The sequence below is a fragment of the Oceanobacillus iheyensis HTE831 genome, from assembly GCF_000011245.1.
GTDB classification, from domain to species: domain Bacteria; phylum Bacillota; class Bacilli; order Bacillales; family Amphibacillaceae; genus Oceanobacillus; species Oceanobacillus iheyensis.
This window is the reverse complement of sequence record NC_004193.1, coordinates 1347372-1363207: the sequence shown is the minus strand read 5'-3', so window position 1 is coordinate 1363207 and position 15836 is coordinate 1347372. Positions and strand designations below refer to the sequence as shown.

General features: G+C 33.7%; 12 protein-coding genes and 1 pseudogene. 2 read left to right on the top strand and 11 right to left on the bottom strand.

Going from position 1 to position 15836, the window contains the following annotated elements; all coding sequences use genetic code 11:
- Positions 1–17: 17 nt before the first annotated feature.
- From essB to OB_RS06865, 5 genes are all read right to left on the bottom strand, one after another.
- Positions 18–1346 carry a type VII secretion protein EssB gene (gene essB / locus OB_RS06885; protein ID WP_011065719.1) on the bottom strand — a complete coding sequence of 443 codons (1329 nt, stop codon included), beginning with the start codon at positions 1344–1346 and terminating at the stop codon, positions 18–20.
- A 40-nt stretch (positions 1347–1386) separates the two neighbouring features.
- Positions 1387–1641: an EsaB/YukD family protein gene (locus tag OB_RS06880; RefSeq protein ID WP_011065718.1), complete on the bottom strand. Its 255-nt coding sequence runs from the start codon at positions 1639–1641 to the stop codon at positions 1387–1389.
- Between the two features lie 12 nt (positions 1642–1653).
- Entirely contained in the window at positions 1654–2148 is a 495-nt protein-coding gene (essA, locus tag OB_RS06875; protein ID WP_011065717.1) for a type VII secretion protein EssA, read from the bottom strand.
- Entirely contained in the window at positions 2123–5647 is a 3525-nt protein-coding gene (gene esaA / locus OB_RS06870) for a type VII secretion protein EsaA (protein ID WP_231847000.1), read from the bottom strand. Before esaA ends, essA begins: the two co-directional genes overlap by 26 nt.
- Before the next feature lie 193 nt (positions 5648–5840).
- Positions 5841–6137 (bottom strand): WXG100 family type VII secretion target, encoded by a 297-nt coding sequence (locus OB_RS06865; RefSeq protein ID WP_011065715.1) that lies wholly within the window; start codon positions 6135–6137, stop codon positions 5841–5843.
- Between the two features lie 430 nt (positions 6138–6567).
- On the opposite strand from OB_RS06865, the gene guaC reads away from it, so the two are divergent.
- A complete protein-coding gene (gene guaC / locus OB_RS06860) occupies positions 6568–7551 on the top strand; it encodes a GMP reductase (RefSeq protein WP_011065714.1) in 984 nt (327 codons plus the stop codon).
- A 73-nt stretch (positions 7552–7624) separates the two neighbouring features.
- Here guaC and OB_RS06855 read toward each other — a convergent pair whose 3' ends face one another.
- Positions 7625–9280, bottom strand: a complete 1656-nt coding sequence (locus tag OB_RS06855) for an ABC1 kinase family protein (protein WP_011065713.1) — start codon at positions 9278–9280, stop codon at positions 7625–7627.
- A 254-nt stretch (positions 9281–9534) separates the two neighbouring features.
- Here OB_RS06855 and OB_RS06850 point away from each other — a divergent pair, with 254 nt between their 5' ends.
- Complete coding sequence (locus tag OB_RS06850) at positions 9535–10815, top strand: helix-turn-helix domain-containing protein (protein WP_011065712.1); 1281 nt, start codon at positions 9535–9537, stop codon at positions 10813–10815.
- Between the two features lie 234 nt (positions 10816–11049).
- On the opposite strand, the gene OB_RS06845 is transcribed toward OB_RS06850, so the two are convergent.
- The 5 genes and pseudogenes from OB_RS06845 to OB_RS06830 all read right to left on the bottom strand — a co-directional run.
- The gene (locus tag OB_RS06845) at positions 11050–11511 is read right to left on the bottom strand and encodes a hypothetical protein (RefSeq protein ID WP_011065711.1); all 462 of its coding nucleotides are present in this window, start codon (positions 11509–11511) and stop codon (positions 11050–11052) included.
- Positions 11512–11604: 93 nt separating this feature from the next.
- Complete coding sequence (gene ddlA, locus OB_RS06840) at positions 11605–12705, bottom strand: D-alanine--D-alanine ligase (protein WP_011065710.1); 1101 nt, start codon at positions 12703–12705, stop codon at positions 11605–11607.
- A gap of 433 nt (positions 12706–13138) precedes the next feature.
- Positions 13139–14260 (bottom strand): endonuclease/exonuclease/phosphatase family protein, encoded by a 1122-nt coding sequence (locus OB_RS06835; protein ID WP_011065709.1) that lies wholly within the window; start codon positions 14258–14260, stop codon positions 13139–13141.
- 20 nt (positions 14261–14280) lie between these two features.
- Positions 14281–14526, bottom strand: coding sequence for an FIMAH domain-containing protein (locus OB_RS18880; protein ID WP_407938092.1), 246 nt, complete (start codon positions 14524–14526; stop codon positions 14281–14283).
- Positions 14527–14544: 18 nt separating this feature from the next.
- A pseudogene (locus OB_RS06830) lies at positions 14545–15810 on the bottom strand (exo-beta-N-acetylmuramidase NamZ domain-containing protein); the annotation flags it as partial.
- Positions 15811–15836 lie beyond the last annotated feature (26 nt).

Below are 15836 nucleotides of genomic sequence, written 5' to 3'. Positions count from 1 at the left end.
CTATCTCTCAAACGAAATTATTCTTCGTCCTCATTGTTATTACTCTCTTCTTCATTAGAATCACTGTTCGCTTCGGCGTTGTCATCTGTATTATTATTTGTAGATTCATCTTCACTACTTGTACCAAGATCGGAATTTCCTGTTCCTTCTCCAGAAGCAGGTTCATTTTGCTCTTCTTCATTAAAAGGATCTAGTTCATATTCTTCTAAATAACGATCTAGTTCATCTTGTAATTGATTTAGTTCTTCATCTCGTTCCGTTCCACTTAAATCTGGATTATTTCTCACTTGATCACGATTCTGAATTAGTCCATGAATAATCAGCTGTGGATCATCGATATATTTTGCTTTTTCTAATGATTCTTCAAAGTTTCCTCTACCGTTATAAATCCAGTACAATAAATAATCCTGGTTACTATTTAAAGAAACATTATTTAATATAGAATTTTTTTGCTCATCTGGTAAGCTCTCTACTTGGATATAGGAATAAGCCAACATATATTTAGTTTGACTAGGGAAGTTTTCAGGATTCTCATCAGAAAGTGTAGTAATAACTCCATTGTAATTATCCCCTAAGAATTCCCCATAAGCGTCTAATTGTTTATCTTGGAATGGATGATTGATTAAGGCGTAATAAATAAGTGGAGCCGCTAACAGAACCGATACAATAATCATAATAATCGATAACTGTTTATATAAACGAAATCGCTTTGTTGGAACAAAACTCATCGTTTTTTCTGTTTTTTCTTGTTCAATTTCATAGCTTTCTATTAAAAATTCCTTTAAAGCTTCCATACTGGTCAGTTGTTGAACTTTCTTTTCAAATTCAGTTTCATTCGCTTTCTCTAAGGAACCATAATAAAGCTGTTCGAAGTTATATTTTTTGGAGAATAAAGCGATGATAAAGCATTTATATTGCTTTAGGAATGCTTCTTCTTGCATATCAAATGGTGGTACAACATCCCTTATACCTCGATGAATAATAGACGGTAAGTAATTATCATCAAACACCACATTGTCGGGATGGATGAAAAAAGTAATTCTTGAGGTCAAGAATCGATCTAGCTTACCTAAATTACATAAAATTCGCAATTTCTCATTATGATTTAACTTTTGAATCTTTGTCCAAGATTTTCTCTTAGGGTGAAGCTTGTAATCAAAATGAATGGTATCTTCTTCTTCCTTAATTTCTAATGGAACAAGAAATTCCGAAGGCTGGAGCATTAAGTCCAATTGACGTAAATTTTTCATTCTTGTTTGAGAAATTGGCAATGATGTGCGAACCGTATTTTTATCTTGTTTGAAAGTATATGTAAAATTATCTATCTCTATCGTTTTCTCGTCCATTTTATTAACTCCTTCACAAATAATGCATAGATTATTAGATTTATAAAACTACTAAAATGTCTCCATCAGCAACAGGATGGTCATCAATAAAATCATCATCAGCAAGAACAATATTTTTCGTAACAATTTTTATAGATGACTTTGTATTCGTTCTTTCAATATTTAACGTTTCCATCACGTTTAACAATAATTGTTTTACTGTTAATTGTGTTGGAATACGTAAATCATATACATATCCTCCAGATGCTTTTTGACGAAAATCCATCGTTATATTTATATGTGTTGTTTTCGGCATATTTCGACTCTCCTAATCTAATAATCTTTGCATTAAGACATACAAACCTCCACATAAAGCTACCGCAATACCAGCAAACGTCATCAAAATGATATTACTTGAACTAGAACTAGTTGATTCCTCTTCTGCATTACCGCTACTTGCAGCAACAGATTCATAATCGGATTGAAATAAGGAGTCTTTCACCTCTTGAATCGCTACATTTCCTTCCACATCTTCTGAAAATAAATTTTGCTCAATATCTTCGATTTTATCTTCTTCTGCATTTACTTTTTCATTAATTTCTTCAGAAGTTTCCGTTGTGAAAAGACTAGGGAATAGTCTTTCAAGCTCTGTTTCTCGCAATTCATTTTTCTCATCTTTGTCTTTAATTATTCGATCAATCTGCATTTGCATACTTCCATCTTTTTCAGAACCAGTGTCTGCCGATACTCCAATTGGAAGGAGTATCAGCAGAATCATGGAACTTGCAAATGCCAAATTAACCAGCTTCAGCTTGGTTTTCATCGGTCATTTCTTCCTCTCTATCAGGTCGGTTGATAACCAATAGGTTTCCGAGTGCACCAATCAGCAATAACATTAGCACGATGAATATCGCTCCACCATAGTTAACAGTTCCTTCCACAATTCGAAGGAGGAATGTCTCCATATATTGTAGAGGAGACAACTTCTCTAATAATGGGAATGGTGCTGTACCTGAACCTAAAGCATCTGTAAAGAACAGGTACAAACTAAATACAGCTAACAATAAGAACATTCCTATCATTTTAATCTGCCTTAGTAAATACGTTGCTACAAGTAACATCCCTGTAACCAACATAGCCATAATAACGGTTAACTGCAGCATATTGAAATCACTAATTGGTAGATAGTAACTTGAAACAATACCAATGACAATACCTTCCAGTAAACCTATCCCTACCGTGATTACCGTAATAGGCATATTCGTACCCATCAGAGATGCTTCCGATGCAAATTGATCTTGATTTACTTTCTTTTGATTAATCGTTGAGATTACATAAGCTGTAAATAATACAACAATGAAACTAATTAACACTAAGAAATAAGGTGTAAATGTATTATTTTGTGTTGTAATTGTTCCTTGATTACTAGTTTCTACAGGATTGGATAAGAAATCGTATAAATTTTCATTTTGTCGATCCCCAACACGACTATTTGCTAAAACACCTGTAAAATTCTCAATAAACGTTTCATCATTTTCTAGTTTATTTGTCATCTCGACAGCGAGATTTTCAGCATTACTTACTAAATTCGTACCGCTTTGTTCAATATCTGTAGCTTGATTATCGATATCTTCAAAAGTCTCGTAAACATTTTCAGCAGTATTTAAGTTATTCGAAGCTTGATCTGCTAAGTTCTGACTAGAAGATAATATTGGCTGGAAGTCATTACCTAAAGTCATTACAGCATCCTGTTCACCTTCTGCACTCGCTTGAATATCCTGCTGCTGTTCTAGTAAGGTCATAGCTTCTTCACGCCAAGATTGTACCCCTTCAATTGTATCTGTAAGATTTGTATTGAGAACTGCTGCCCTTTCCCTTGCTTTAGCAACTTCTTCAGACAACTTAGCAGCATCACGGATTGCTTGTTGAACACCGGCTTGATAATTATCTACCTGCGTTTTGAAGTTTGTTGCAGGCGTACGTAGTTCTTCGGATACTCCTAACAAAATCTGATCTGTAATATATTCACTTAATAGCTCTTTTATTTCTTTCTCATTATATAAATAGTAAAGTGAATCTTTATCTTGTCGAGCTATCTCAATTAAAGAACCATCTTTACTAGCTATTTCATGAATTTCATGTCCAAAATAACTTTCGAATAAAGGTTGTAGTTTTAAATAACTATCGATGGAATTACTCACCGTGTTTATCAATGTAGATGTTGTATTATCAAAATCCGGAACTGTAGTCATTATTTTATGTGATATAGTATTGTTCTTAATAATCAATTTCTCTGGTTCTTCTGGTTCTTCTGGTTCTACAGGAACTTCTGGCTCTGGATCTTCCTCTTTTTCTTTTTCTTCCGATTCATCAGGTTTTTCTTTTGGATTAGTTGGTTTCTCTGGTTCTGGGTTTGTTGATTCATTGGATTCCCCAGTTTGATCATTTTCAATAGCGTTATCATCGTTATTAGCTGAACCATTCTCATTCTCATCAGACTCTTCTTTGTCAGTGAGATCGGAATTTGCGTCTTCCTCTGATTCATCTTCATTCTTTGCATTAATAACTTTAGTTGAAGCAACTAATTTCACATCTGACTGAAGATAAGCAACATTTTCTGGTTTATCTACGTCATCTAAATCTTCTTGTTTTAATTTCCAAGACCACTCAAGTGGTTTGTAAAAATCAAATATCCCTTCATCTGGGTCGGTATTAACTCTTACATTTACTGTGAAGGATCCGGCTCTATTTGCGGGTAATTGTACCTTCCCATTTTCGTCAATATAATCTGTATAGTTTCCTTCCTCTTCACCAGGTAGTTGAATCCCTAGATATTGAAGGTTAAATCCATCTGGAATATGAAGTGTAAATATCTGACCTTCTTTTTCGTTTTTTGGTAGTTCTACTGTATCCGACAATGTAATACCGTTCTTAACTTGTGTCCGTAAACTCTCAATTTGGTCTTTTAAGAACTCTCCACGTTCATCACTAATCGGTGCTTTTTCAAATTCAGTTCTATATTGTTCTGTCACTCGAATAACATCTTTTATATCTTGTTCAATGTCTTCAGGTAAACCTACATTTGAAAAATCTCCTTCATCTAAAGAAGGTAAATCACTTATCGCATTATTTATATCTTCTAATGCTACTTTATTTGGATTTTCAAATAGCGTATTAATATTAATACCTTCATCAATGGATTCATCCAACAATTCTTCAATTTTCGTTTTGATATTTTCCTCAAATTGTTGATTACTATCTGTAAGGTAATTATTCACATCATCTTGTAAAACAGATACTTGTTCAGATGAACGTTTTAAATAGTTCTGAAGTTTTAATGTAGCCGTAGCTATATTATCGTTTGCAGAATTGTTTTGAACACGAATTACAGATGCTACTGGTTCCTGTCCACTGTTTCCGTTATCCTGGCCTACAGCTAACTGCTCATTAATTTGATCATTTGCCGCTTGTAAATTCGATAATTTCTCATTGACTTCATCAGCTTTCATACCCTGATTAAACTGATTAAACATGTCGTTAAATGCAAGTAATTGAGATAGGTTATTTTCTTTTAATTCAGCGACTTCTTCAATACTTGATACAAACGATTCACCTTGCTCCGCTTCTTCCAATAATTGATCTTCATAAGATTCTATTAGTTCTTCAAAGCTACTAAAGCTATTGGTAGAATGTTCTGTTTGATCTTTTATTGTATTGAATTGATCTGTATATCCTGATAACGGCTGGTTAACATTATTGTTAAAAGTACTTGTATGTAGGGCTTGTCTATTAACCATTTCACTTACATTATCTTGGGCATCTTGAAGATTTCCGATAACACTTGCAAAATATACATCAATAATTCTTCGGTTAAAGTCATTTAATATATTACTCGCAGTTTTTTCTGCTTCTTCTTTAATTCTTGCATTCTCTGATGCGTTAATTTTATATTGTAGAACAACTGGTTCTGGAGATTCAGCATTGATGTTTAATGATTTCTCGGAGAAATCATTGGGAATGACAACCATCATATCATATGTATTATTTTCTAACCCGCTCTCTGCCACTCCACGGCTGACCACAAACCATTCATGGTTATTATTGCGATCAATCGATTGGGTGAATGCATCTCCAAAGGCTAAGTCTGTTCCATTAAAAGTTGATCCTTGATCCTCATTAACTATTGCAATAGCCATGGTTTGTGTACGGTTTGGGTTTTCTGTTTCCGTTTCTTGATGTAATGCTAAATATGACAAACCTGATGCTAATGCAACAATAAGAACCAGAAATAAGATCCACCTTTTGTCCATTTTTTTCATCATTTCTCACTCCTGGTGATTAAAACTATTAATCTATTTATAGTACATTTCAAGCACGTCAAAAGAATCAATATAAAAGTGTAAGAAAAGGCTACTAATCTCCTACAAAAGCAGCCATAAATAGTCCTAGTCATTAGACGAGCTACATAACCATTGTCATGCAGCTCACCCAAAAACCTTCACTTAATCTACTAACTTATCTTAAACCAAAGTTTTGAGACAATTGCTCATCTTGTTGTGCAACCGCTTCAGCAGTTTTAACTAGTTGATTCTCAATGTCTAACATAAGTTGTGAGAAGTCTTGAACTTTTGGCTTAAGTTCTTGGAATTGCATATCAAACTTCTCAAAAGCACGACCTTCCCATTCTCCGCGTAACTCATCTTGTAAACCTTGTAAATCTCTAAGTACTTGGTCAATTGTTTGAGAGCTTTGACCGTACCTTTTTGCCTTAGCTTGTAATTGCTCTGGACTCATACGAATTTGTCCTGCCATTTTGCTCATCTCCTCAAAAAATATTTTTTTGCGAAGGTTCTCGCAGTTGTAGATATGTTCATGTTACCTTCTCAAGTAAATCCTAAAGAAACGCGATTTTAATGTCAACGAACTATCTAAAGTTTTCCAAAAATTGAGTGATAAGTCCCAAATAATCATGGAGAATTATTTAAAATTTAAAGTATACCGGTAAAAAAGACACCCCTTTTCTTATCCTTCTAAGGAACTATTTTCATACAATGGAAATTTATTACTTGGTGAATATTTACCCACACCAAAAATAAATGAAACCTATATTTTCAAAAAAATTACTCAATTTTCTTTCCAACCTCAAGAATTATTGACATTTCTATATAAATACGTTAAATTACAAAAGGCGAACGTTTTTTAAATGAACTATTAAAATTATCCGTATTTAGGAGTGGATATAATGGAAAATGTATTCGATTATGAAGATATTCAGCTAATACCCGCAAAATGTGTGGTAAACAGTAGATCAGAATGTGATACGTCAGTTACTCTTGGAAATAGAACTTTTAAGTTACCTGTAGTACCTGCTAATATGCAAACAATTATTGATGAAAAGATTGCTAAATATTTAGCAGAGAAAAACTACTTTTATATAATGCATCGTTTTGAACCTGAAAAAAGAATCGATTTTATTCAAGACATGCAAGAATATAATTTATTCACCTCTATTAGTGTAGGTGTTAAAGAAGAAGAATACACATTTATTGAAGATTTAGCAGCTAAACAATTGATTCCAGATTATATTACAATCGATATCGCCCATGGCCATTCAGATGCTGTAATAAAAATGATCAAACATATCAAAAACAACCTACCTAGTTCTTTTGTTATCGCTGGAAATGTAGGGACACCAGAAGCTGTTCGTGAATTAGAAAATGCAGGTGCCGATGCTACAAAAGTTGGGATTGGTCCTGGTAAAGTTTGTATTACAAAAATCAAAACTGGTTTTGGAACTGGTGGATGGCAGTTAGCTGCATTACGTTGGTGTGCAAAAGCTGCTAGTAAACCTATTATTGCAGATGGTGGGATTCGTACTCATGGAGACATTGCAAAATCAATTCGTTTTGGAGCATCCATGGTAATGATAGGCTCACTGTTTGCTGGTCATGAGGAATCGCCTGGAGAAACAATCGAACAAGATGGTAAAAAAATTAAAGAATACTTTGGTTCGGCATCCGAATTTCAAAAAGGTGAAAAGAAGAATGTAGAAGGTAAGAAAATGTATGTAGAGCATAAAGGCCCTCTTCAAGATACATTAACTGAAATGGAACAAGACCTTCAATCTTCCATCTCTTATGCTGGTGGAAAACAACTTGATGCGATACGCAATGTAGATTACGTAGTTGTTAAGAATTCAATCTTTAATGGAGATAAAGTATTTTAATGATTACAGAACAGAACAAATAAAAATCGCAGTCATCAACCAATGATGACTGCGATTTTTATTATTCATGCACTTAAAACCTTCCTGAACGAAAGATAGAATAAAGTAGCCATAGGAACATACCTATCGCAACGACAAAACCAATTTCAATTACTGGCAAGCTCCACAAATAAGAAGATTCTCCTGCTAGAGCAGATCCAATAATTAATCCTACCATAATAATACTGAATGCAAGCAATACAATACTAAATGAAAGGCGATTACTGATTCGATCGAGTTTTTTCAAAAAAGCTTCTACTCGAGAAACAGATATTTCTAAAGGTAATTTTCCTCTTCGAATAACCTTGTATAAATGATTAATATGATCAGGAAAGTCCAATATTAAATCTTTGTAATCTTCCGCTTGTTGGTATACTTCATCAGCAACTTTTTTGGGCTGATATTTTTCTCTTAATAATCTTTTCCCGAAAGGCTCTGCAATTTTTACAATGCTAATATCAGGATCTAATCTTTCTACAGTACCTTCAAGCGTTAATAATGATTTTCCGACTAAAGATAAGTCAGTTGGAATTCTTATTCCATGAGTGGTTGCTACTCGGAATAAATCATTAATTGCTTCTCCAATACTCACTTGGCTGAATGGAATATCATAGTACTTGTCTCTCAAATCATCAATATCTGCATACATATAGTCCGCATCAACACCCTCTGATACGATTCCCATTCTATAAATTGCTTTAATTATTGATTTTGTATTTTGTCTCATGATAGCTACGATGAGCGAGGATAAATGGTCTTTCATTGTAGCGGTTAATCTCCCAACCATACCAAAGTCCATAAAAAGAATTTTATGATTAGGTAAGACCATTACATTACCGGGATGCGGATCTGCATGAAAAAAACCATCTATTAAGATTTGCTGAAATTGTTTTTGAATTAATTTTTCTGCAATTAATTTTGGATTATACCCTTCACGAACAAGCTTCGTATTCTCATCTAATTTAATCCCTTTTATATACTCCATCGTTAGAACTTTTTCTGTTGTAAGATCCCAATAAACATTTGGCACGACTACATCATCATGTTTTTTAAATTGTTGTGCAATCCGATGTGCATTTCTTCCTTCTAACGTATAGTCTAATTCAGCAGTTAATGAATTGGAAAATTCTTTTATAATAGCGCATAACTGATACTTTTTTGCCCAATCAAGCCTTGACTCGGCTAGCTTTGCTATATTCATTAATATTTCTAAATCAGTATGTACTTTTTCTTCTAAATTTGGTCGTTGTATTTTTACAGCTACTTCTTGTCCTGTCCGAAGAACTCCATAATGAACTTGACCGATAGAAGCTGCTGCAATTGGATCTTCATCAAAGGATTCGAAAACAACATCTATAGGTTCTTGTAATTCCTTGTCTATTATTTCTTTTACATCAGAAAAAGAAAACGGTGCAACTTGATCCTGTAGTTTTTCTAATTCTTCAATAATATCTTTTGGTATTAAATCCTGTCTTGTACTTGCTATTTGTCCAAGTTTGATAAATGTAGGTCCTAATTCCTCTAAAAATAACCGAATTCTTTCACCAGTTGTTTTATTATGTACTTCTCTATCTCCTTGCTCAAACAATCGCTTTGGTAGGGAGGAAATTTTATGCAATCCTAACTCTTTTACAATATATCCGAACCCATTTCTAGAAAAGGCGACAACAATTTCTCTATATCTTTGCATATGACGTATTCTTCTTTTAAAAATAGCAAACCCTCCCTAGCTAACAATTTATTCATTCTTATTCTATACCCCATTATTACTATTTCATAACAAATCTTTCCTCTATTATATATATTATTTAATAAAAATACCTTCATCTTGTTCTATTTCCTGTAAGAATTAAGTATTTTTATATATTTTACGTCAATAAATTATACTCTATGTTAGTATTTCAACGGCATCCCTTATATAATAAAAACAGGAGGTGTTAAAATTTGGATACTAAAATTGGGCAGATTATAAAGCACTATCGATTAAAAGCTAATATGACCCAAGCAGACCTTGCAGATGGACTGATTTCCGTTTCATATTTGTCTAAGATCGAAAACGGCAATCAAATACCTCCTGGGGACATAGCTGAACTCCTTAGCCAACGGTTAGATATACCAGTGGAATTAATGCACCAAAGTAAGGATAAATACGATAAGTTAGTTGAAAAATGGATTGGTTATTTACTTGAAGAAGACGTAGATAGTGCAGTTAATATATACGAAAATAGTATTAAACAAATACTTGAAATCACTAATTCTACAATTGATATTCCCATTGAATTACACAAATTCAGGTACTTCTTGTTATTACACGACCTGAATCAAGCAATGCAACAACATCAGCATCTAAACATGCAATCCAAAAAATTTAATAAAATGGAATTATACTATTGGTATAAATACTCAGGAATTTTTTGGAATGCACAAGAATATCACCGTCGTGCTTTACAATTATTTTTAAAAGCAGAAAAGCATATAGATGAATTCGTCCTTCACGAACAAAAAGAGCAAACAGATTTATACTATCGTTTGGCTTCAGCAGCTTCTGCTTCAAATGATTTGCACAACGTTTATCAATACAATAAAAAAGCATTAAATCTATTTCGTAGCCGTTATTTATTAGAGGAATGTTCCGAATCTCATTTATTATTTTCCAAATATTTTAGGCAAATACATGATTATACTCAAGCATGGAAATGTACCGAAATTGCTGAGGATATTGCCAGTAAAATCAATTGCCCCACTCTACTCGCTAAATGTAATGAAAGCTATGGTTCCATCGAAGTTGATCAACAACATTATCAAGCAGGTATTAGTTACTTATTAAAAAGCTATGAACTTTGTATCCATTGTACTATGGAACAAAAAATTGGACTTATACTCAAAATTATTAAAGTCTATTACTATCAGAATAGCCATGCTGAGGTTCGTAAATGGCTAGATCAAGTATTAATTACCGTACAAGAATGTTACGGAAATGACATTAATAAATTAACACTTGATATCAAAATGTTAGAGCATCGGATTAACCAGACAAATCCCTTTGCACTTGAATCTTTTATAAAGAAAGATATCATCCCTTATTTCGAGGAAAGGTCCTCATATAATGAATTACAACTATACCTACGACAATTAGCAGATGCTTATTATTATCATGAACAATTTCAGTTAGCTGCTTATTATTATCAAAAATCCTTAAAAACAGATAATTACTTACCAATTTGAGAATACTCAATAGAGAAATTAAGAAGTAAAAGAAGATTAGACATAACAAACGGTATTTTCTAAATGACGGATGATAGCTAGAATTATCATAAGTTATGTAAGGAGACTATCACTTGTCTCCAACTCTTTTTGAAGTAAAAAAATAGCATTGAGTAATTGAAATAGGAGAAATTAACACTAACGGAAAAAGCATCCTATTTTTATACTACAATGCTATTTTTATATTCTATTACCTTACTTCTTCTTTTTCTTTCTTTTACGTACAAAAATAGTTTTTAAAGATAATCCTATAAATAAGAATATAGAAGGAATCACAATGGCGACTAAAATTAGCTGTTCATGTAAAAATGCTAAATAAATAAAAGGTATACTGTTCATGATTAACCATACATTCCAAGCTGATTGCTCTAAAGAACTAAACAAAATAGGACCTAAGTATAAAACTACATTATAGATTAATATAAGTGAAACTGACAAAAGATTATGTAGTAGCGTTGGTTGAACTTTTAGTACGAATCCTCCTAGAACATAAAGCAACATTAGTATAAATAATGTCTGAGCCGCTTGACTACTCTCAAAGCTGAGATCCATCGTTAAAGAAGCTAAAATTAAAATAAGGAAATGTAAAGAGATAGAGGGTAAATTTATTACCACATATTTAATTATCTTTTCTTTTATACTTGTTTTTTCATTCATTCCAAACTCCCTCAATTCTTTAAACGTTAATACCTATATTAAAGCAAAACTATATACTAATCTAGCATTAAAAAGGGACTAAGTAATTAGCCCCTATCCATCACTTCTAGAACTCTTTAATTGTTGGTCACGTTGATTTCTCTCTATAGCAAGTTCTATTAAATTCTCGATTAATTCACGATAAGATACTCCGCTTTCTTCCCATAATTTTGGATACATGCTTATTTTTGTAAAACCTGGAAGTGTATTTATTTCATTGATTACAATTTCGTTGTCATCCGTTAAAAACACATCAACTCTTGCCAGACCTTCACAATTCAATGCCTTAAAAGCTTGTAAAGCAATATCTTGTATACTGTCTACTACAGGTTCTTCTAGTTTAGCAGGAATTTGAAGTACTGCCCCCGTTTCATCAATATATTTCGCTTCATAGGAGTAAAAATCTCCCGTCGGTAAAATTTCTCCAGGAACAGATGCAGCTGGTTTTTCATTTCCCAGAACAGCACATTCAATTTCCCTTCCTACAATTGCTTCTTCAACGAGTAATTTATGATCAAATTGAAATGCATCCTTAATAGCCGAATAAAATTGTTCTTCGTTTTCTACTTTGTGAACACCAACCGACGAACCCTGGTTTGCTGGTTTAATAAACATAGGTAATCCTAATTCTTCTTTAAGACTATCAAAATGAATGCTTTCCTTGTCCACACTTCGATAAGCATATCCTTTTGCTACTTTTAATCCAGCGTCTTTCAATAGACGTTTGGCAATGTCTTTATCCATGCTAATAGCAGAGCCCAATACACTAGATCCGACAAATGGAATGTTTGCCATTCGAAGCATCCCTTGTAAGCTTCCATCTTCTCCGAGCGTCCCATGAACAATTGGAAAAATTACATCTAACTGATCAAGAGATTTAGTTGAATTCGAAGTAACGATCTGGTTTTTTTCTGCTCCAGGAATAACAGCAATTCCTTCATTTGTTTTGTTTAATGAAATTAATTTCGGATCCTCTTCATTTATCAAGTAATGCGATCGATCATTGACATGCCAATTCCCTTGCTTATCAATTCCTAATAAGTATACGTCGTATTTATCTGAGTCGATTGCATCTACAATGTTTTTAGCAGACTGCAGTGAAACCTCATGTTCTGCTGACTTACCTCCAAATACAATACCAACTTTTTTCTTCATGTTATCCTCTCCTAACAAAACCAACGATTATTTCATACATATTTCTCTAATTTCATATTATGTAATGTAAAAATTAACTTGCATTGTATCGTATATTTTATCACAGACTACTCCATTTAGTGTTGTTAAATTTCATTTTGCCCATTTTTTCCAATCATGAAAGCTTTGTATGTACATGGGGATATCTTGTTTCCTTTTATACCAAAAAATAAGGTTGAGATACACATATTTAATCAAAGAAGTACTATTGGACCAACGAGAATGAACTATTAACTCTACAAATAAAGATGAATATCCTATTACCACTTATGGAATATCACCTTCTGCAAAAAGTTTAAACGTATCTCGTTAGATATACAATAGCTTTGTTCTTCTATAATTAAATACTTAGTAATCTCAACCTTTTCATTCTTTTAATCCTTTTAATAAAATACTACTCTACATCACTGTATAAATACCTTATATCTTCAGTTATTTCTCCAACTGCTTCATCCTCTATTAATCCTTCTTCACCTAATTGTTGGACCGTGTTTTCCAGTTGATCAAGATGTCGCAGCAATTTCTCTACATTATCCGTTTTGTGATAATGCTTTAATACATTTATTTGTCTTTTTAGTGCTGGATGAATTTGTTGATCATGAAAAGCTACTTGTCTTTCATAATAATCAAGGAGCCATTCCAATCCATCAAGGGAAGTCGAATGATTCCCTGCGACTATTTCTATTTCTGCAGTCACTGGCAAGTGATCGGAGGATTCTACCTCATTTTTTACCTCTGCAGTTTTAACCTCCATACGTTTCGAGGCCAATATATAATCTATTCGTCGATCTGGATTATGGGCCGGAAACGTATTTCCATCCGTATCGTGTACTCCCCACACATCTACAAAGTCTCTAAATAACGGACCTATCTCTGTAGCGTTAGGTCTAGCATTCATATCCCCTACGAGAATATTATAATTGCCTTCACTCATAATTTCCTGCATATCAGCAACTTGCATTTCACGTATAGTAGGATCTCCCCGATAGTCTAGATGGGTTACATAAAACATTACTTCAGCGCCTTCAACATTAATTTTTGCTTGTAAAAATCCTGGTTCACGTGTTGGAAAAGGATTGGGAACTTGGGTAGATAACCTAGTAATCTTTCTATTTTCTGCATCTACAATTGGATATTTACTTAGAACTCCCACACCATACTGCCTATTTGGATCTCCTTCATTAACTGGAGCTAGATCATAGATTGGCGCAAAATAATATTCCATATCTAATCTACTAGCCAGCTCTTCCATCATATGATCAAAATTACTCCTATAGCCCCAATGAACATCAACTTCTTGTAGTCCAATAATATCCACATCTAAATCACTAATTGTATCGGCTAATCTATCTATATTATATTCACCATCTAATCCAGTACCGGCAGCAACATTAAAAGTTCCAACCTTCAAATCTACTCTCTCCATTGCACTGGAGTATGCATAATCTACTGGAAGACTTACAATTACGAAGAAACTTACAAGAACAACGGTGCTTAACCATCGAAAAACTTTCAATGTGCTTCACCTCGTTAGATTTATTTCCATTGATAAATCATGTCTGTTGTTTCTGCACTTAAATCTTCATATGCTAAAGGAGATATCTTACCAGCTTGTGATTGTTGATCTAATAGTAATTGGAAACTTTCCATATGTTTTGCCACTTTAGGTGCGTCTTTTCTTTCTTCAAAACGTTCTACAGCAATCAAATGCATTTCAAGTTTTCTCTTTGCATCATTATGAATATCACCTGATTCCGAATACGTTTCAATTAAATTATGGATATCTTCTACTTGAATCGTATATAGTAGATACTCTCTACGTATATCCTTGAAATCATACAAATCTTCTTCCCATTGATTTGCTAATTCTTCTACAGATACGCCATCTTCAATTCCTTCTCTGACCCATCCATTTCCAATTAAGTTATCAAAAAAAGAAACACCATTACTATTCTCTGTTCTAAATTCAAAATCATCTGGATACGTATCATGCAGCAGTTGTACCACATGTAATCCCGTTAGGATTGGATCATAACTCTCTTTATCTGTAATGTGAATCTGAATACCATGACTCAAATTCCCACTATGTTTAGAGAACATCGGAGTAAATGAGGCAGCGCGAAACGTTACTCCTGGCAGTTCCAGGTCGTTTAATGAAGCAGCAAATTCCGTACTATTCACAAAAGGAGCACCTATGAATTCAAACGGTTTAGTTGTTCCTCTACCTTCAGATACATTCGTCCCTTCAATCAATGCTGCACCTGGGTAGACAAAAGCTGTATCTTCGGTTGGCATATTCGGTGAAGGTAGTACAAATTCTAAATCCGTATCTTCATAGTGCATACCTCGTTTCCACCCTTCCATTTCTATTACTGCCAAATCTGCATTAATATCAAATTCTTCATTGAATAATGATGCTAATTCGCCAACCGTCATTCCATGACGTAATGGAATAGGATAATTACCAACAAAGGAAGCATATTCTGGATCTAATACAGGGCCTTCTACTTTATTACCACCTAACGGATTTGGACGATCGAGAACGATAAATTCCTTACCATTTTCTGCTGCAGCCTCCATTGCATAAGCCATCGTGTAAATATAGGTATAGAAACGAGCACCTACATCCTGAATATCAAAAATTAATACATCAACATTTTCTAACATTTCTGGAGTTGGTTTCCTTGTCTCCCCATATAGACTATATACAGGAAGTCCAGTTTGTTCATCGATATAGTATTCTACATAATCCCCAGCTTGCGCATCTCCTCGGACACCATGTTCTGGGCCATAAAGTGCTGTTAACTCAACATTCGGATCTTCAAAAAGACGATCAACGACACTATTTAATTCTTGATCCACACCAGTAGGATTTGTAATCAATCCAACTCTTTTCCCTTCAATCAAATCCATATGATCCTCTAATAACGTGTCTACACCTAATTCAATTACATGCTCATCCTCATCTGTTTCATCTGCTGTCGTTGGGATCAGCGCATAAGTCATCGTTATCGCAACACCCATTACTACAATTAACATACTTGCTAGTATCCATCTTTTGTTCATCCACATACACCCTTTTCCTTTAAAAT

What these genes read in the sequence shown, in the direction of transcription:
- essB (WP_011065719.1), bottom strand. Translation starts at nt 1,346, where the DNA reads ATGGACGAGAAAACGATAGAGATAGATAATTTTACATATACTTTCAAA.
- OB_RS06880 (WP_011065718.1), bottom strand. Translation starts at nt 1,641, where the DNA reads ATGCCGAAAACAACACATATAAATATAACGATGGATTTTCGTCAAAAA.
- essA (WP_011065717.1), bottom strand. Translation starts at nt 2,148, where the DNA reads ATGAAAACCAAGCTGAAGCTGGTTAATTTGGCATTTGCAAGTTCCATG.
- esaA (WP_231847000.1), bottom strand. Translation starts at nt 5,647, where the DNA reads ATGATGAAAAAAATGGACAAAAGGTGGATCTTATTTCTGGTTCTTATT.
- OB_RS06865 (WP_011065715.1), bottom strand. Translation starts at nt 6,137, where the DNA reads ATGGCAGGACAAATTCGTATGAGTCCAGAGCAATTACAAGCTAAGGCA.
- guaC (WP_011065714.1), top strand. Translation starts at nt 6,568, where the DNA reads ATGGAAAATGTATTCGATTATGAAGATATTCAGCTAATACCCGCAAAA.
- OB_RS06855 (WP_011065713.1), bottom strand. Translation starts at nt 9,280, where the DNA reads ATGCAAAGATATAGAGAAATTGTTGTCGCCTTTTCTAGAAATGGGTTC.
- OB_RS06845 (WP_011065711.1), bottom strand. Translation starts at nt 11,511, where the DNA reads ATGAATGAAAAAACAAGTATAAAAGAAAAGATAATTAAATATGTGGTA.
- ddlA (WP_011065710.1), bottom strand. Translation starts at nt 12,705, where the DNA reads ATGAAGAAAAAAGTTGGTATTGTATTTGGAGGTAAGTCAGCAGAACAT.